The organism is Sphingomonas sp. STIS6.2, from assembly GCF_000732685.2.
GTDB lineage: Bacteria > Pseudomonadota > Alphaproteobacteria > Sphingomonadales > Sphingomonadaceae > Sphingomonas > Sphingomonas aerolata.
Window position 1 is genome coordinate 614,590 of record NZ_JPDP02000159.1, and the last position, 17,869, is coordinate 632,458.

The window sequence follows — 17,869 nt, forward strand, 5'->3', positions numbered from 1 at the left end:
CGTCAGTCCGCCGCTGGCGCGGTTGCGGCGTCCGTCCGGGCCGCGAGCATGTACCCGAAGACGACGAAGACCAGCCCGCCGACGGTGTTTCCCGCAGTCACAACGACGAGATTATGCACCGTGCCCGCCAGATCGATCACCGGATGCGGCGCCATGAGGCCGAGCGTGAGCGCGGTCATGTTCGCGACCGAATGTTCGAAACCGGCGGCGACGAACGCGAGCAGGATCCAGGCCATCGCGATGCACTTGGCTGCATCGCCCTTCATCCGCGCTGCCGTCCAGATCGCGAGACAGACGAGCCAGTTGCACAGAATCGCCCGCGCGAACAACGCGATACCGTCCGCCTCGACCTTGTGCTGGACATAGGCGTTGAACATCGTGTCGGCATTGGCGAACACGGCGCCGCCCCCGCCGATTGCGAAGATTGCCGATAGCAGGACGCCACCGACCAGATTGCCGAGCCAGACGACAGTCGCCAGCGTGATCGCCTCACCATAGCTGATGGTCCGCTTCGCCAGGCCGAAGCCGAGATACATGACATAGCCGGTGAACAGCTCGGCGCCGGCGAATACCGTCAGGATCAGGCCGATCCCGAACGTCGCGCCCATCACCAGTGGCCGGACGCCGGGAGGAAGCCCCGCCGCCGCGCTGATCGCCAGGATCATCGCGATCCCGATATAGGTTCCCGCCAGGATCGCGCCCGCAAAGAAGCCGATAGGTGAGCGACGCCACGCCGCGGCCTTGGCCGCCGCGAGCGTCGCATAGGTGTCGATCGTCGGCGCGTATCCCGCGCTCATGCCATCGCGGCCTGGCTCTGGCCGACGACCCCCGCGCGCGCCACGCCGCGCTCCGCACCGACATCCCCGCCGGCCCGCCGCACCGTCACCGGCACCGACTTGTAGGACGGGGTGAAGCTCTGCGGATCATGATCCTCGAGCGCGATCAGCGGCTGCGTCTCGGGATAATAGGACGCGATGCACCCGTCCGGCAGCGCATAGCGGACCAGGGTCAGCTTCTGCACGACGCGGTCCGGATGCGCATATTGCAACGCGGTGGCGACATCGACAACATCGCCCTCCGCATAGCCGAGCCGCGCCATGTCACGCTCGTTCATGAACAGGATGTCGCGACGGCCGAAGACACCGCGATACCGGTCGTCGAGGCTGTATACGGTCGTGTTGTACTGATCATGCGCCCGCAGCGTCGTCAGACGCAGCACGTCCGGCGCGTTCGCGGTCTCGTCTTCCTCGATCCCCTCGGCAACGATGAAGTTCGCCTTGCCGCTGCTCGTCTTCCAGATCCGCAATGCGGCGGAGTTGGGGAGGTGGAACCCGCCCGGCTTGCGGATCCGCCCGTTGTAATCGGCAAAATCAGGGAACACGGCCTCGATCTTGTCGCGGATCAGGTCGTAATTGCCGACATAGGCATCCCAGTCGATATCGCCCTTGCCCTTGAGCGTCGCCTTGGCGATCTCGCCGACGATCCAGATCTCCGACTTCACATTCTCGCCGGGCGGCATCAGGAAGCCGCGCGAGGCGTGGACCATCGACATCGAATCCTCGACGGTGACTGACTGTGGGCCACCGGCCTGCGTGTCGAGCTCGGTCCGCCCCAGGCATGGCAGGATATAGGTGTCCTTCGCCATCAACAGCATCGTGCGGTTGAGCTTGGTGGTGATGTGCACCGCCAGATCGAGATTGCGGAACCCTTCGGCGCACGCCTGCGGATCGGACGACGCGATGGCGACGTTGCCACCCAGGCAGACGATCGCCTTGGCCTTGCCGTCGCGCATCGCGGCGATGCTTTCGACCACCGAATGACCATGCTCGCGCGGCGGCTCGAAGTTGAAGACCTTCTTCATCTGATCGAGCAACAGCGGCATCGGGCGTTCGGTGATGCCGACCGTCCGGTCGCCCTGCACGTTGCTATGCCCGCGCAGAGGACAGATCCCGGCGCCGGGGCGGCCCATATTGCCGCGCAGCAGCAACAGGTTCGCAAGCTGCTGGACGTTGCTGGTACCGGTGCGGTGCTGGGTGATCCCCATGCCGTAACAGGCGATCGTCGCCTTGGACGACGCATAGATCCGCGCGACGTCCTCGAGATCCGCCCGGCGCAAACCACTGGCCTGTTCGATATCGGCCCAGTCGGTCCGCGCGAGATCGGCGATATAGGGCTCGAGCCCGTCGGTATGTTCGGCGATGAACGCATGGTCGAGCGTGGGTTCGCCGCCGCTCACGCGCGCCGCCTCGTCGAGCGCCACGAGTGCCTTGGCGATACCCTTCAACGCCGCGGCGTCGCCCCCGACCTTCACCTGCAGATAGGAGCTGGCGATCTGGGTCGCCGACATCGTCGCCATCTCGACCACCGACTGCGGCGATTCGAAGCGTTCGAGCGAGCGCTCCTTGAGCGGATTGAACACGATGATCTTGCCACCGCGGCGCGACACCTCGCGCAGCGTCGCCATCATCCGCGGATGGTTCGTCCCCGGATTATGGCCGATCGACAGGATCAGGTCGGCATGGTCGAAATCCTCGAGACTGACCGTACCCTTGCCGATCCCGATCGACTTGGGGAGGCCGACCGACGTCGCCTCGTGGCACATGTTCGAACAGTCAGGGAAATTGTTAGTGCCGTACAGCCGCACGAACAGCTGATAAAGGAACGCCGCCTCGTTCGAGCAGCGGCCCGAGGTATAGAATTCAGCCTGGTTCGGATCCGGCACCGCGGCCAGACCCGCACCGATCGCGGCCATCGCCTCCGCCCAGGTCACGACCTCATAATGGTCGGTTGCGGCGTTGTAGCGCAGCGGTTCGGTGACGCGACCCTGATCCTCGATCCAGTGATCGCTCTGCTTCCAGATCTCGGCGACGCTGTGCTTGGCGAAGAAGTCGGCACCGATCAGCTTGGCCGTGGATTCCCATGCCACCGCCTTGGCGCCATTTTCGCAGAATTCGAACGACGAGGTATGCTTGGGATCCGGCCAGGCGCAGCTCGGACAGTCGAACCCGTCGGGCTGGTTGGATTTGAGCAGCGTCTGCCCGCCGCGCACCACGATCTGCTGGGCCTTCAGCGACGTCGCGACCGCCTTGAGCGCACCCCAGCCACCGGCCGGGCCGGTATAGTCGACAATCCCGTCGGGACGCTTGTTACGCATACTCAAATCTCCAAATCGGGCGTGTCACCGCGGAAATTGCCCGGGTCCATGCAGCCTTAACGTTTGGAGTCGCGATACCGCGCCGCAGCATAAGTGCCAAAACAGGAAAATTGCAGCCGGTGATCGCCTTTATAGGTCAGTACGGCTTTCATTTGACTCACAATAAGGTTCGACCATTGCTCGCACGTCCACGCGCGCCTTCAGCCGTGCCGCGAGCAGCGCGGTACCGCTGATCTTCCGCTGCACGAACAGCATGTCGGCCGACGGGATATGCCAGGTCGACCGGTCGCGTGCGATCGCCGCTCCCTCGTCCCGCAGCACCGAGACGAAGCTGCGATCGCCGAAGTCGAACGGCCCCGTCTGGTTCATCTCTGCCAGGATCACGTCGATCATGCGGTCGATCTGCGGCCGATGCCCCACGACCGCGGCCTCGCCCAGAAAGCCCGCCTGCACGGCGGCGTCGCGGACCGCGTCGCGCTGTCCGGCGAGCCCCGCGGCCAGCAGCCGGCGATACCCGTCCGCCACGACCTGCGGCACCGCGCGCGCGGCCCCGAAGTCGAGCAGGACGATCCGTCCCGTCTCGGCCTGCCAGCGATAATTCGCGAAATTGGGATCAGTCTGCATCAGCCGCCAGTCGAGCAGTTCGTGCAGCGTGAGCCTGATCAGCCGCTCCATGGCCGTATCCCGTATATCCTGGGGTGCGGTCTCGAGACTCTCGATCGGCGCACAGTCGATATACTCCATCGCCAGCACGCGCGGCGTCGACAATGTCGGCTCGAGTTCCGGAACCAGCAGCCCCGCATCGTCGCCCACCAGCGCGCGATAGCGTTCCAGCATCTCGCCCTCGCGGATATAATCCGCCTCGTCGTGCAATTGCTGTTTGGCGTCGCCGAGGAGCCGCGTGATGTCGAGTTCCTTGGGCAACAGCCCCGACACGCGCAGCAGCGTCGCGACGTTGTCGACATCCGCGTCGATGCTGTCCTTCACGCCCGGATATTGCACCTTGATCGCCAGCACGCGTCCGTCGGGGAGCCGTGCCCGGTGCACCTGGCCGATCGATGCGGCCGCGACCGGATGCGCCTGAAAATGCGCGAAGCGGCGGCGCCAGTCTTTCCCCCATTCGGCCGTGAGCACGCGGTCGAGCTGCGCGGGCGGCATGTGATGCGCATCGTTGCGCAGCCTGGCGAGGATCGTCGCCAGCTCGGGCGGCAGCATGTCGCCCGCGTCCATCGACACCATCTGGCCGAGCTTCATCGCCGCACCGCGCAGATGCGAAAGCTGGTCCGCGACCCGCACCGCGTTGGCGGGGGTCAGCAGCAGGTCCGACATGCGCGGACGCTCGCCGCTCGCGAGCCGCCGGGCCCCCTCGGCGACCACCCCGCCCGCGACGCCGCCGGCAAGCCGCCCGAACACGCCCAGCCGCGACAGCCGGCCCCGCGGGATCGACCGCCCGCCACGCGATTGCGATCCCGCGTCGAAGCCGGACTCGTTATCAGCGTCTGGATTTTGCTCGGCGCCCGGCTCCGTACCGGGCATGACAGGATCTTCGCTCGTCGGTCTATCCTCGGTCTGGAGAGCCCCTTGCGCGAGACCGCTTCTTAGATGGTAAGCTGGGGTGGAGGATCAACCATCGGACCGCCATCCATGACGCCACCTGTTTTCAATAACATCACCCGCCGCACATTGCTCTGCGGCATGGCGACCGCGACGCTCGCCGCCGGTTTGCGCGCCGCGCCGCCATCGCCGCGCGACGCCCGCGTGCTGGTCGGCACCTATGCGCGCGAGGGCGGCAAGGGCCTGTACACGCTGTCGCATGACCGCGCGCGCAATCGCTGGCAGGTCGAGCCGCCGGTCGCCGGGATCGAGGACGCGTCGTTTGCGGTGCGGGCACCCCGCACCGGGCTTTGGTATGTCCTGCGCGAGCAGGCGAAAGGATCGGTGACCGGCTTTGCGCCCGGCTGGAAAGCGCGCGGCACGATGCCATCGGGTGGCGCCGATCCCTGCCATGCCGCGTTCGACGACGCGTCCGGCTGCCTCGCCATCGCCAATTATTCGAGCGGCAGTGTCGGCTTCTACCGCATCGATCCCGCGACCGGTGCGCCGGGCGAACCGACGATCTTCCGCCATGAGGGGACCGGCCCCGACAAGAGCCGTCAGGAGGGGCCGCATGCGCACTGGGTCGGGTTCAGCCCCGATCGGCACTGGCTGCATTCGGTCGACCTCGGCGCCGACACGATCTTCGCCTATCGGTTCGATCCGGGAGCGCGCAGCCTTGCCGCACCGGTCCCGGCCTGGCGCGCGCCGCCGGGAACGGGACCGCGCCACCTCGTCTGGCATCCCCGCCTGCCGCGCGCCTATGTCGTCGCCGAGCTCGCCAATACCGTGACCATGCTCGATGCACAGCCGGACGGGCGTTTCACCACCCGCACGCAGCTGTCCACCCTGCCCGGCGACCATGTCGGGTCGTCCCAGGCCGCGCACATCGCGATCGATCGCGCCGGGCGGCATCTCTACGTCTCGAACCGCGGCGCTGACAGCATCGCGGTGTTCGCGCTCGATCGCGACGGAGTGCCGACCCTCGTCCAGCACATCGCCGCCGGCGGACATTGGCCGCGCATCTTCCTTCTGCTCGAGGATCAGCGGCAGATGCTCGTCGCGAACGAGCGGTCGGGCACGATCGCGGTCATGGCGCTGGGGAAGGACGGCCGTCTCGCGCCGACCGATCAGACCCTGCGCGTCCCCGGGGCGGTGTTCCTCGCGTCGACTGGCTGACGATCACCCGACCGGTGACGCCACCGCCCCTGCCCTTGCACGGGCCGGGGGATCGGGCATGATCGCACCTCGATCATCGTCAAAGGAGCCGTGCTTGCGCCTCACCCTCGTTCTCGCCCTGTTGTCGGCTGCCCCCGCCGTCGCGCAGCAGCAGCCGATTGCGGCCCCCGCCGACGCCCCGACGCGGCGCTTCACCGGCGCCGACCTGTTCGGCCTGTCGATCGCAGCGGACCCGCAGATCAGCCCTGATGGACGCACGATCGTCTATGTCCGCCGCACCGCCGACGTCATGACCGACCGTGTCCAGTCGTCGCTGTGGCTGATCGACGTTGCGACCGGTCGCCAGTCGCCGTTCGCCGCGCAAGGGTCCGACCCGCGCTGGTCCCCCGACGGCACGCGCGTCGCCTATGCCGCGCGCGACGGCGAGCAGTCGCAACTGTTCGTCCGCTGGATCGCGACCGGCACGAGCGCGCGGGTGACGGGCTTTCCCGGCGATCCGCAGGCGCTCGCCTGGTCACCCGACGGGACCCGGCTCGCTTATGTCGCGACCGTCGCGGGCGAGGCGACGACGCTCGGCAAGGCACCGCCCAAGCCCGAGGGTGCAAAATGGGCCGAGCCGCTGACGGTGATCGACCGCGTCAATTATCGCAACGATGGCCCCGGCTATGTGAAGCCCGGCCGCGATCATCTGTTCGTCGTCGCGGCCGACGGCGGTGCGCCGCAGCAGCTCACCTTCGGCGCATTCGATGACGGCGGCCCCCTGTCATGGACGCCCGACGGCCGCGGGATCGTGTTCGCCGCGATCCGCGGGCCCGATGCCGAGCGGCAGGTGATGAATTCAGACCTCATCGCGGTCGACACGACGAGCGGCGCGATGCGGACGCTGACGACCCGCGACGGCCCCGATGCGCAGCCGAGGATCTCCCCCGACGGCACGCGGATCGCGTGGCTCGGCTTCGACGACAAGCGGCGCAGTTACGAGAATACCCAGCTCTACCTCGGGGACCGCAACGCCGGCAGTCCCCGCTCGCTGACCGCCGCGCTCGATCGCGGGGTCGAGGATGCTGTGTGGGCCGCCGACGGGCGCAGCCTTTACGCAAGCTATGACGATCACGGGCAACGCCGGATCGCGCGCATCGGCCTCGACGGCCGGACGACGCCGCTGGTCGACAATGTCGCGGGCGGCGGGCTCGACCGGCCCTATACCGGGGGCGAGTTCTCCGTCGCGAGAGGCGGGACGATCGCCTATACCGGCGGCGACGGCAGCGCTCCCGCCGATGTCTGGGTGTCGAGCGGTGGCAAGTCACGGCGGCTGACGCAACTCAACGCGGTGATGACCGGCGCCAAGACGCTCGCGCCGATCCGCAAGATCGCGGTGACCGCGCCCGATGGCCGCGCGATCGACGCGTGGCTCGCAACGCCCGCCAATCGCACGCCCGGCCAGCGCGTACCGCTGATCCTGGAAATCCATGGTGGGCCGAACAGCGCCTATGGCCCGGGGTTTGCCACCGACATGCAGCTCTATGCCGCGGCGGGCTATGCGGTGCTGTGGACCAATCCGCGCGGCTCGACCTCCTATGGCGCCGAATTCGCCAATCTGATCGACAAGAAATACCCGTCCGACGATTATGGCGACCTGATCGCCGCGGTCGATGCGGCGATCGCGGATGGGACCGCGGATGCCGACAATCTGTTCGTCACCGGCGGATCGGGCGGCGGCGTGTTGACCGCCTGGATCGTCGGCAAGACCGACCGGTTCAAGGCCGCGGCGACGCAGAAGCCGGTGATCAACTGGGCGAGCGAGGCGCTGACGATGGACAATACGCTGTTCACGTCGCGCTACTGGTTCAGCAAGCTGCCATGGGAGGATCCGATGAGCTACTGGAACCGCTCGCCGCTCAGTCTGGTCGGCGACGTCAAGACGCCGACCCTGGTCGTGGTGGGCAGCGACGATTACCGCACGCCCGTTTCGGAATCCGAGCAATATTACGCCGCGTTGCAGATCCGCGGCGTACCGACCGCGCTCGTCAAGGTGCCGGGGGCGAGCCATGGCGGCTTCACCGCACGGCCGTCGCAATCCGCAGCAAAGGCCTCCGCGATCATCGCCTGGTTCGATCGCTATCGCGCCAAGCCGAGCGGATCACGCACCGACTGACCGTCCGTTCGTCACCGCCGCGGCGACGCCCATGGTGCCGTCTCGTTACTGCCGCACGGATCATTCCGATCCGTGCGGCAGTGCTGGTCACGCCAAGGGGCGTAGCCAGTTCATCGTTCGCCCTCGCCACCCTCGTTTTCGCCACCCTCGCCGCGCTCGTTCTCGCCGCCCTCATATTCGCCTTCGCCGCGCTGGCCACGCTGCTGCTGCACCGCGCGCGCGCGCCGCGGCGATGTCACCGCATGCCGAGCCTTGCCCGACCGAACGACCCGCCGTCCTTCACCTTCGCCTTCGCCCTCGCCCTCGCCCTCACCTTCACCGACCTGCTGAGCCGGCTGCGACAACGGCTTGGCGACCGCATCGCCGATGACGGCATGACCCGATTGCGCGATCACAAAGGCGCCGACGCCCATCCACAATTTCGTACGCATACTATCTCCTTGGTCCCGACACGTTGGCCGGAAAGGCACTGACCTGTTAGGGGCGCGTCACCCGGCTTCATGCCGGATTTGCGAGATTTCCCATGATGATCATGATTGCCAACGTCCTGGATGCGGACAATCTCCAGTGGCTGCGAGATAATATGGGCAAGACCCGCTATGTCGACGGCCGACGGACGGCGGGGCGCGAGGCACGCACGGTCAAACGCAACGAACAGGTCGACCGCGGCGACCCGTTGCTCGCCGAGATGCAGGACCTCGTCGTCGACCGGCTGCTCGACAATGCCCTGTTCCGCATGGCGACGCGGCCGCATGTCGTCCGCCCGCCGCTCTTCAGCCGCTATGATGCGGGCATGGCCTATGGCAGCCATGTCGACGATGCGATCATGGGCGGAATGCGGACCGATGTGTCGGTGACGGTCTTCCTCAGCGAGCCTGAGGATTATGACGGCGGCGAACTGGTGATCGAATCCGCCGCCGGCGAACAGGACGTCAAACTGCCCGCAGGCTCGGCGGTCTGCTATCCGACGACCTCGCTGCACCGCGTGGCGCCGGTCGTGTCGGGCGAGCGGCTTGCCGCGGTGACCTGGGTCCGGAGCCTCGTTCGGGACGCGGATGCGCGGGAACTGCTGTTCGATCTTGAAACTGCCCGCCACGCGCTGTTCGAGCGGCTGGGCAAGACGCCCGAACTCGACCTGCTCGCCAAGACGCAATCCAACCTGCTTCGGCGCTGGGCCGAGGACTGAACGGCGCGACGCGGATCGTCGTCAGCTTGGTCTGTCGATGAGAGCTAGCGTGGCCGCGTCGCTCGTCCCGGCAAACCAGCGATCAAGCGCGGCACCGAACAGCGGATCATTCCCCGCCTCGCGGAACAGCGTCAGCGACGATCGCAGCTTCATCGCATCGACGTCGCCGAATACGGCCCGGGCACTCGTCCCCGTCAGCGCGTCGAGCGCTTCCACGCATTGCCGCAGACGCGCCCCGAGCACCGGATGCGCGAGATAGGCCCGCGCTTCCTCAAGTGACACGATCGCATAATGCTGCGCCATCGGGCTTCGTCCGAGCCCGGCAATCTGCGGAAAGATGAACCACATCCAGTGACTACGCTTGGCGCCGCGGCGTATCTCGGCAAGCGCGGACTCGTAGACTGCCGCCTGCGCAGTGACGAACCGTTCAAGATCATAAGGATGGGTCATCACCGCCTGCTTTCACTCAATCCTCGGCTCCCCATATATGGCAGAACCGATAGACGCAGGAAGGATTGGCTGGGGCGGCAGGGTTCGAACCTGCGCATGGCGGCATCAAAAGCCGCTGCCTTACCACTTGGCGACGCCCCAGCAGAGGCGGCCTTATAGCGGCGCGCCCCGACGAGAAAAGCCCTATCGCGTCTTAATCGAGTCGATGGACCCACCCATTGGCATCCGGCGCCAGACCGCGCTGGATCGCGACGAGCGAATCGCGGATCCGCAGCGTCATCGCGCCCGGCTCGCCGCCGCCGATCGTGAAGCGGCCCTCGGGCGACGCGACGGTCCCGATCGGGGTCACGACCGCAGCGGTGCCGCAGGCGAACGCCTCGACAAGCTTGCCGCTCGCCGCGTCGGCGCGCCACTGGTCGATCGCATAGGGCTCCTCGCGCACGGTGATCCCCTGCGCCCGCGCCAGCGTCAGGATCGAATCGCGGGTGATGCCGGGCAGGATCGTGCCCGTGAGCGCGGGGGTCGAAAGGCTGCCGTCTGCAAACACGAAGAAGACGTTCATGCCGCCGAGTTCCTCGACCCAGCGACGCTCGACCGCATCGAGGAAGACGACCTGGTCACAGCCCTGGCTGATCGCTTCCTTCTGCGCGAGCAGGCTGGCGGCATAATTGCCGCCGCACTTCGCCGCGCCCGTGCCGCCCTGTGCCGCGCGCGTATAATGCTGGCTGACCCAGATCGAGACCGCGGAGGCACCGCCCTTGAAATAGGCACCGACCGACGAGGCGAGCACCATGTAGAGATATTCGGCGCTCGGCTTGACCCCCAGGAACACCTCGCTCGCGAACATGAACGGCCGCAGATACAGCGCGCCGCCGTCGCTGTCGGGAATCCAGTCCTGATCCGTCCTGACCAGCCGCTCGACCGATTCGAGGAACAGCGACTCGGGAAGCTCGGGCATCGCCATCCGGCGCGCCGAATCCTGGAAACGCCGCGCATTGGCTTCGGGCCGGAAGAGCGCGGTGCCGCCATCGGCGAGTCGATAGGCCTTCATCCCCTCGAAGATTTCCTGCGCATAGTGCAGAACCGACGATGCGGGATCCATCATGATCGGCGCGCGCGTCGTGATCCTGGCATCATGCCAGCCCTTCGCGTCACTGAAGCGGATCATCGCCATATGGTCGGTGAAGACCCGGCCGAAGCCGGGATCGATCAGGCGCTGCGCACGCTCGTTCGCAGCGACCGGATCGCCACACGGTTCGAACGAAAATGTCATGCTCGCGTCTGGGGACGATGAGGCCTGCGACAACGGAGGATGCATTGAATTTTTCTCTCTTTCCACGGCTTGCCGTCGACTAGGACCGAAGACTAAACCGGTCAACATGGCTGCCTCAGCATCACCCGCTTCACCCCTGTTTCTTCGCGAACCCGAACTGCGTCGCGGCATGGAACTCCTGTACTTCGGTCAGAGCCATCTGGTCCGGTCGATCGATGCGGGGCTCGCGGAGCAGGGGCTGGGGCGCGCGCACCACCGCGCCCTGTATTTCATCGCCCGCAAACCGGACATGACGGTCAGCGAGCTGCTGTCGCTGCTGGCGATCACCAAGCAGTCGCTCGGCCGCGTGCTGAACGAACTCAGCGATCGCGGCTTTATCGAGGTTCGTCCCGGCGATCGTGACCGGCGTCAGCGGCTGCTGCGCTTGACGCCGGTCGGCAGCAAGATGGAGAGCGACCTGTTCGAAGCCGCGCGACAGAAGATGTCCGCAGCCTATAATCACGCCGGCCACGGCGCGGTTGCGGGCTATTGGGCGGTGCTCGAAGGCCTGATTCCGGAAGAGGAACGCGAGCAGGTGATAAAGCTGCGCGGCTGACTAAAGCGGCGCGAGGTCGCCGCGGGCGTTTGCCGCCATCTCCGCATTCCGCCGTGCCGAGGCCGCCAGCGTGCGGGACATCAGGGAGACCAGTGCATCGCCGTCGTCGAGCACGTTCAGCCCTTCCCGCGTCGACCCACCAGGGCTCGCGACCCGGTCCGCCAGCACCGCCGGCGAAACGTCCGCAGCACCGGCCATCCGCGCAGATCCGTCGAGCGTCGCGATCGCGAGCCGAGCCGCCTGATCCGCCGGCAGGCCGAGCGCCTGCCCCGCCTTGGTAAGCGCGTCGGCAAAGCGGAACACGAAACCCGGCCCGCATCCCGCCAACGCGGTGACCGCATCGAACTGCGCCTCTGCGGCGATCCACTCGACCAGACCGAGCGGGGTCATCAACGCCTCTGCGGTCGCACGCGCCGCGCCGTCATCCGTCGCGCCGTGCAGCGCAACCACGCCGCGGCCTATCGCAACCGGCAGGTTGGGCATCGCTCGAACCACCGCCTGCGCCTGGGACAGACGGTCGAGTGCGGCGATCTCGACCCCTGCAAGGATCGAAATCAGCAGTTTTGGCGCATAGCGCGCGAACACGGGCGTCTTCAGCGCGCCAAGCTGCTGCGGCTTCAGCGCGAGCATGACGGTTTCAGCGGAAAAGTCGTCGGGGTCGGGCACCGCGGCGACGACGTGCACACCGGGTGGCATCACGCGCATACTGGGGCTGACGACGGTCACGCTGTCGGGTGAAAGGCCGTCGGCAAGCCAGCGGGCCAGCATCGCCCCGCCCATATTGCCACAGCCGATCATCAGGATCCGCCCGGTCATCGGCACGCCGCGCCCAAGAAAACGGGCGCGATCACGCCTCGCCCTGGGTTTCGATCAACGCCGAGGCAAGCGCATCCGCCGGCGTCTTCCCGCCCCACAGGACGAACTGGAACACTGGATAAAAGCGCTCGCACTCCTCGATCGCCGATTCGACGAGCAGTTCGGCGGCCGACAGCGACATCGTCCCATCCTCGCCGCCATCGACCATCGCCGCGTGGCGGAACAGCAGGATCCCGCTCGTCGACCAGAGTTCGAAATGGCCGATCCAGAGCTGCTCGTTGGCGAGCCCGATCGTCTCGTAGACCGCCTGACGCCGTTCGTCGGGCACCTTGATGTCCGGAAACGCCAGGAACTGCAGCACGCTGTCGTCCTCGCGCCACAAGGCGCGCAGCTCGTAGGTCGTCCAGCTGCCCTTTACGGTCGCGACGATCTCATCATCGTGACGTTCATGTTCCCATCCATGCGCAGCATAATAGGCTTCGAGCATGTCGATGGGCGCAGCATCGTCTTGGTCATGGTCGGCGTGGTCGAGCATCATTACGTCCTGGCACTCCCTGTCACGCGACAAAGGGTGCCGGGGCAAAAATGCTCCGACAACCCCGTTCGATCCGAATGCCCAGAAATCTGTGGAAAAGTCAGACGCCGACCTGCATTTTTGCTTCGAGAGCGTCGAGCCGAGCCTTCAGCGCGTCATTTTCGTCGCGCGCCGCAGCCGCCATCGACTTGACCGCGTCGAACTCTTCGCGGCTCACGAAATCGAGGCCGCCGAGCCATTCACGGGCACGCTCGCGAACTCCAGACTGCGCTTCGCGGCCGACACCAGCAAAGGTTCCTGCGGCGCCGTTGAGGACCTTCACGAAATCGTCGAACATCCGGTTTTCGGACTGCATTGTCATCATCCTGCTAGTAACTCGCGCCGCGCGCCTCTTCACAACATCTGGGAGGTGCGCGTCGTCGGCACAAGGGTTTCGGCATCGGGGTTGAGCCGGCCTATACCGTATGTGAGCATTCCCGCAAAGCTGATCCACACCATATAGGGCACCATCAGCCACGCCGCCCCGCGCCGGATGCGCGCGAACAGGAATGTCGCCGCGATCGAGAGCAGCAGCATCGCGACGATGACAAGCACCGACGCACCGATTCGGTGCGCGCCGAAGAACAATGGCGTCCAGGCAAGATTCAACACGAACTGCGCGGCAAACAAGGCGATCGCGCGCCCTCGCCCCCGCGCGCCGCGCGCATTGAGGATCATTGCGAGAGCCAGGCCGAGCAGCACGTAGAGCGTCGACCAAGCGACCGGGAACACCCAGCCTGGCGGTGTCAGCGCGGGCTTCACCAGGCTGGTGTACCAGGCACTTTCGCTCCCCACCGGGACCGCGCGCCCGGCCAGAAAGCCCAGCAGGACGATCAACGGAACGGTCACGATTGCCCAGCGCAGGAACGACATCCTCAGCTGGCCCTTCGAAGCGATGCCTCCCACATACGTCCTTTCAAGACTGATTGGCTTAGTCCTGCCGCGGGAACGCCCTGCCGTAAACCGCAACATGCATGGACCGATCGGGAAGTGTGTCATTCTGCAATGGCCGATCCGGGTCCAGCGCGCGTAGCATCCGGATCCTCAGCCGCGTGGCGCGGCGACCGCATGCGCGGCGATCAGGAACTCGATATTGCCCTCGGGGCCGCTGATCGGGCTCTCGACGACGCCCTCGACTTGCCAGCCCCGTGCCTCGAGCCAGGCCGCGACCTCGCCGCAGACGCGCGCATGGACGGCCGGATCGCGGATCACGCCGCCCTTTCCGACCTCTTCGCGGCCCGCCTCGAACTGCGGCTTGACGAGCGCGAGCAGCCGCGCGCCGGGACGTGCGAACCCGATCGGGCGCTCGAGCACCTTGGCCAGCCCGATAAAGCTCGCATCGCAGACGATCAGGTCGACCGGTTCGGGGATATGCGCGTCGGTCAGGATGCGCGCGCTGGTCTGTTCGTGGACGATCACGCGCGGGTCCTGGCGTAGTGTCCACGCAAGCTGGTTGGTCCCGCTGTCGACGGCATAGACGCGGGCGACCCCGTTGCTGAGCAGCACGTCGGTAAACCCGCCGGTCGACGAGCCGACGTCGATCGCCACCGCATCCGTGACCGTCCAGCCGAAATGTGCGAGCCCGTGCGCAAGCTTGATCCCGCCGCGTGACACCCAGGGGTGATCGCGGCCCCGGACGTCGAGCACGACGTCGTCCGCCAGCGTCTGCCCCGGCTTGTCGACCTTGCGCGTGCCGGCAAAGACCAGCCCCGCCATGATCAGCGCCTGCGCGCGCGTCCGCGATTCGACCAGTCCCCTGTCGACCAGCATCTGGTCCGCGCGTTGCTTTGCCATACGCCCAGCCTATCGCCCCGGCGTCCGATCATCGCAAGCTGCCTTCCTTTTGCCGCAATATCTATTGCCCACCGAACTGGTAGGATTATCTTGCAGACAGGGATCGTGATCGGCCGACGTCCCCTAGAGCGTCGATCGATCACGATCCCACCCCCGGGCTCCGGGGGTCGGATCGATCACGATCCCACCCCCGGGCTCCGGGGGTCTGGAGAAGGAGAGGCGTCGTGGGTTCTTTTGCACCATATGATAGCGTTCAACCGACCATCCTGACGGTCCCCGGGCTCGGCGGATCCGGCCCGTCACACTGGCAGACCCTGTGGGAAGATGCCCGGCCGGATACCGTTCGGGTCGAATTGGGGATGTGGAACACGCCACATCGCAACGCCTGGGTCACGCGACTCGACGAGGCGATCCGGCGCGCGCAGGCCCCCGTCATCCTTGCCGCGCACAGCCTCGGCTGCCTCGCGGTGGCGTGGTGGGCCGAGCTCAGCCCGCAACCCTATGGCTGGCCCGTCGCCGGTGCGTTGCTCGTCGCACCCGCCGATGTCGATCGCGGTGGGGCCCAGGCTGAGCTCAAGGGCTTTTCACCGACCCCGCGCGGCGCCCTGCCCTTCCCTTCGATCGTCGTCGCGAGCAGCGACGATCCCTGGGTCACGCCCGACCGGGCGCACAGCATGGCCGCCGACTGGGGCAGCCATTTCGTCGATGCCGGCCCGCAGGGGCATCTCAACGCCGCGAGCGGTATCGGCTGGTGGCGCGACGGACAGGATCTGCTCGAGCGGGTGATCGCCGCGAGTGGCGACGGTCACGGCCAGGCTCTGCCGGCCAGCCAGGCGCGATCGATCCTCGCCGTCAGCGCAACAGACGCGGCCCACTCCCACTATCTGGGCAGATAGGCAGGGCACGAGTCGGGCAGTCATTCTGGCTCAGCCGCGCAGTGTGTCGTCTGCCGGCATCTGCTGATCCTGCTGGTCCGCGGCGCGCGCCGCGGCCAGCCCGGCGCGCATCCGCCGCCACATGCCGATGTTCAGCGACACCATCACGATCACCGCGAGCGCGATGATCACGATGGCCTTGGTCGGCCCGCTCACGCGCGCGCTTCGGCAACCCCGCCCGAATTATGGCGCAGCGCCTTGAGCACGGTTTCCACCAGCGCCGCCGCATCAAGCCCGGCCTCGGCATATTGCGCGTCAGGCTTGTCCTGATCCTGGAAGAGATCCGGCAGACGCAGCGTGCGCAGCTTCAGCCCGCCATCGATCAGCCCCTCGTCGCTGGCCAGCGTCAGCACATGCGCCCCGAAACCGCCGACCGCGCCCTCCTCGATCGTGACCGCAACCTCGTGCGTGGTCAGCAGCTTGCGAATCATCTCGACGTCGAGCGGCTTGGCGAATCGCAGGTCGGCGACGGTGGTCGACAGCCCCTTGGCCTCGAGCACATCGGCCGCCTTCAACGCTTCCTCAAGCCGCGTGCCGAGCGACAGGATCGCCACGGCCTTGCCCTCACGAACGATCCGGCCCTTGCCGATCTCGAGCAGTTGGGGCGTTGTGGGCAGGGCGACGCCCGTGCCGTTGCCGCGCGGGTAGCGCACGGCGATCGGGCCGGTGTCATACTGCGCCGCGGTGTGCGTCATATGGACCAGCTCGGCTTCGTCCGCCGCCGCCATCACGACGAAATTCGGCAGCGTCGCGAGATAGGTCACGTCAAACGATCCGGCGTGCGTCGCGCCATCCGCTCCGACCAGCCCGGCACGATCGATCGCAAAGCGCACCGGCAGGTTCTGGATCGCGACGTCATGGACGACCTGATCATAGGCGCGCTGCAGGAACGTCGAATAGATCGCGCAGAACGGCCGCATACCCTGTGCGGCAAGCCCCGCCGCGAAGGTCACGCCGTGCTGTTCGGCAATGCCGACATCGAAGAAGCGATCGGGATAGGCCTTGGCGAACGCATCGAGGCCGGTGCCCGACGGCATCGCTGCGGTGATCGCACAGATCCGGTCGTCCTTGGCAGCCTCGGCGACGAGCTGCGCGCCGAAGACGTTCTGATATTGCGGCGGTCCCGGCGGGGCCTTGGTCTGCACGCCCGAGATCACGTCGAACTTCTGCACGCCGTGATATTTGTCGGCCGCGGCCTCGGCGGGCGCATAGCCCTTGCCCTTCTTGGTCACGACATGGACGAGGATCGGGCCCTCCTCCGCGTCGCGCACATTCTCGAGCACGGGGATCAGATGCTCGAGATTATGACCGTCGATCGGCCCGACATAGTAAAAGCCGAGTTCCTCGAACAGCGTACCGCCCATCGTCATGCCGCGGGCGAACTCGTCGGTCTTCCGCGCGGCGTTGTGAAATGGCCGCGGCAGGCGGCGCGCGAGCTTCTTGGCAAGCTCGCGAATGCCCAGGAATTCGCGGCTCGACACGATCCGGCTGAGATAAGCCGACAGGCCGCCGACCGGCGGCGCGATCGACATGTCATTGTCGTTCAGGATCACGACGAGGCGGTTGCCCGCCTGCTCGGCATTGTTCATCGCCTCATAGGCCATGCCCGCCGACATCGCGCCGTCGCCGATCACGGCAATGCCCTTGCCCGGCGTGCCCGCGATCTTGTTGGCGACCGCGAAGCCGAGCGCGGCCGAGATCGACGTCGAGGAATGTGCAGCGCCGAACGGGTCGTATTCGCTCTCGCTCCGCTTGGTGAAGCCGCTGAGGCCGCCACCCTGGCGCAACGTCCGGATCCGGTCGCGGCGGCCCGTCAGGATCTTGTGCGGATAGCATTGATGCCCGACGTCCCAGACCAGACGATCGCGCGGCGTATCGAACACATAATGGATCGCGGTCGTCAGCTCGACCACGCCAAGCCCCGATCCGAGGTGGCCACCGGTCGTGCCGACGGCCGAGATCGTCTCGGTCCGCAGTTCATCGGCAAGCTGGCGAAGCTGGTCGGGTTTCAGCTTGCGCAGGTCATCGGGGGTCGAAACCGTGTCGAGCAACGGGGTTACAGGAGTATCTGCCATCCCACCGGCTTATCGCAGCACAGGTTTGGTGTCGATTGTTACCGAACGAAACCCCGCCATCCGCGGATATTTCTACGCAGCGACGCCAGA

Annotated in this window: 18 protein-coding genes and 1 tRNA gene; 5 read left to right on the forward strand and 14 right to left on the reverse strand. The window is 66.6% G+C overall.

What is annotated here, in order from left to right:
* Nucleotides 1–2 precede the first annotated feature (2 nt).
* The 3 genes from sphst_RS17560 to sphst_RS17570 form a co-directional block, all read right to left on the reverse strand.
* Nucleotides 3–797 (reverse strand): formate/nitrite transporter family protein, encoded by a 795-nt coding sequence (locus sphst_RS17560; protein ID WP_031392836.1) that lies wholly within the window; start codon nt 795–797, stop codon nt 3–5.
* Nucleotides 794–3,154 (reverse strand): FdhF/YdeP family oxidoreductase, encoded by a 2,361-nt coding sequence (locus sphst_RS17565; protein WP_031392835.1) that lies wholly within the window; start codon nt 3,152–3,154, stop codon nt 794–796. The genes sphst_RS17560 and sphst_RS17565 overlap by 4 nt, the downstream gene beginning before the upstream one ends.
* Nucleotides 3,155–3,283: 129 nt before the next feature.
* Nucleotides 3,284–4,690: an ABC1 kinase family protein gene (locus sphst_RS17570; protein ID WP_107045901.1), complete on the reverse strand. Its 1,407-nt coding sequence runs from the start codon at nt 4,688–4,690 to the stop codon at nt 3,284–3,286.
* Nucleotides 4,691–4,798: 108 nt separating this feature from the next.
* On the opposite strand from sphst_RS17570, the gene sphst_RS17575 reads away from it, so the two are divergent.
* Nucleotides 4,799–5,926, forward strand: a complete 1,128-nt coding sequence (locus sphst_RS17575) for a lactonase family protein (RefSeq protein WP_234387728.1) — start codon at nt 4,799–4,801, stop codon at nt 5,924–5,926.
* Between the two features lie 58 nt (nt 5,927–5,984).
* Nucleotides 5,985–8,081: an alpha/beta hydrolase family protein gene (locus sphst_RS17580; protein WP_107045903.1), complete on the forward strand. Its 2,097-nt coding sequence runs from the start codon at nt 5,985–5,987 to the stop codon at nt 8,079–8,081.
* A 110-nt stretch (nt 8,082–8,191) separates the two neighbouring features.
* On the opposite strand, the gene sphst_RS20770 is transcribed toward sphst_RS17580, so the two are convergent.
* Nucleotides 8,192–8,512: a hypothetical protein gene (locus sphst_RS20770; protein ID WP_159043697.1), complete on the reverse strand. Its 321-nt coding sequence runs from the start codon at nt 8,510–8,512 to the stop codon at nt 8,192–8,194.
* 92 nt (nt 8,513–8,604) lie between these two features.
* Here sphst_RS20770 and sphst_RS17590 point away from each other — a divergent pair, with 92 nt between their 5' ends.
* Complete coding sequence (locus sphst_RS17590; RefSeq protein ID WP_031395651.1) at nt 8,605–9,267, forward strand: Fe2+-dependent dioxygenase; 663 nt, start codon at nt 8,605–8,607, stop codon at nt 9,265–9,267.
* Between the two features lie 21 nt (nt 9,268–9,288).
* Here sphst_RS17590 and sphst_RS17595 read toward each other — a convergent pair whose 3' ends face one another.
* From sphst_RS17595 to sphst_RS17605, 3 genes are all read right to left on the reverse strand, one after another.
* Nucleotides 9,289–9,717, reverse strand: coding sequence for a DUF1810 domain-containing protein (locus tag sphst_RS17595; RefSeq protein WP_031395652.1), 429 nt, complete (start codon nt 9,715–9,717; stop codon nt 9,289–9,291).
* A gap of 66 nt (nt 9,718–9,783) precedes the next feature.
* Nucleotides 9,784–9,858 (reverse strand) — tRNA-Gln (locus sphst_RS17600).
* Between the two features lie 52 nt (nt 9,859–9,910).
* Nucleotides 9,911–10,990, reverse strand: coding sequence for a branched-chain amino acid aminotransferase (locus sphst_RS17605; protein ID WP_031395653.1), 1,080 nt, complete (start codon nt 10,988–10,990; stop codon nt 9,911–9,913).
* A gap of 106 nt (nt 10,991–11,096) precedes the next feature.
* Here sphst_RS17605 and sphst_RS17610 point away from each other — a divergent pair, with 106 nt between their 5' ends.
* Nucleotides 11,097–11,585, forward strand: coding sequence for a MarR family transcriptional regulator (locus sphst_RS17610; RefSeq protein WP_031395654.1), 489 nt, complete (start codon nt 11,097–11,099; stop codon nt 11,583–11,585).
* Here sphst_RS17610 and sphst_RS17615 read toward each other — a convergent pair whose 3' ends face one another.
* From sphst_RS17615 to sphst_RS17635, 5 genes are all read right to left on the reverse strand, one after another.
* Nucleotides 11,586–12,401 carry a pyrroline-5-carboxylate reductase family protein gene (locus tag sphst_RS17615; protein ID WP_031395655.1) on the reverse strand — a complete coding sequence of 272 codons (816 nt, stop codon included), beginning with the start codon at nt 12,399–12,401 and terminating at the stop codon, nt 11,586–11,588. It lies immediately after the preceding gene.
* Between the two features lie 31 nt (nt 12,402–12,432).
* Nucleotides 12,433–12,939 (reverse strand): YbjN domain-containing protein, encoded by a 507-nt coding sequence (locus sphst_RS17620; RefSeq protein ID WP_031395656.1) that lies wholly within the window; start codon nt 12,937–12,939, stop codon nt 12,433–12,435.
* Nucleotides 12,940–13,036: 97 nt separating this feature from the next.
* Nucleotides 13,037–13,291, reverse strand: a complete 255-nt coding sequence (locus sphst_RS17625) for an accessory factor UbiK family protein (protein ID WP_031395657.1) — start codon at nt 13,289–13,291, stop codon at nt 13,037–13,039.
* Between the two features lie 38 nt (nt 13,292–13,329).
* Nucleotides 13,330–13,848: a TspO/MBR family protein gene (locus sphst_RS17630; protein ID WP_031395658.1), complete on the reverse strand. Its 519-nt coding sequence runs from the start codon at nt 13,846–13,848 to the stop codon at nt 13,330–13,332.
* Between the two features lie 171 nt (nt 13,849–14,019).
* Complete coding sequence (locus tag sphst_RS17635) at nt 14,020–14,769, reverse strand: TlyA family RNA methyltransferase (protein ID WP_107045904.1); 750 nt, start codon at nt 14,767–14,769, stop codon at nt 14,020–14,022.
* A gap of 224 nt (nt 14,770–14,993) precedes the next feature.
* On the opposite strand from sphst_RS17635, the gene sphst_RS17640 reads away from it, so the two are divergent.
* Nucleotides 14,994–15,665: an RBBP9/YdeN family alpha/beta hydrolase gene (locus tag sphst_RS17640; RefSeq protein ID WP_031395661.1), complete on the forward strand. Its 672-nt coding sequence runs from the start codon at nt 14,994–14,996 to the stop codon at nt 15,663–15,665.
* 30 nt (nt 15,666–15,695) lie between these two features.
* Here the strand turns inward: sphst_RS17640 and sphst_RS20775 are convergent, their stop codons facing one another.
* Complete coding sequence (locus sphst_RS20775; RefSeq protein WP_159043698.1) at nt 15,696–15,860, reverse strand: hypothetical protein; 165 nt, start codon at nt 15,858–15,860, stop codon at nt 15,696–15,698.
* A complete protein-coding gene (gene dxs, locus sphst_RS17645) occupies nt 15,857–17,779 on the reverse strand; it encodes a 1-deoxy-D-xylulose-5-phosphate synthase (protein WP_031395662.1) in 1,923 nt (640 codons plus the stop codon). The genes sphst_RS20775 and dxs overlap by 4 nt, the downstream gene beginning before the upstream one ends.
* Nucleotides 17,780–17,869: the final 90 nt, after the last annotated feature.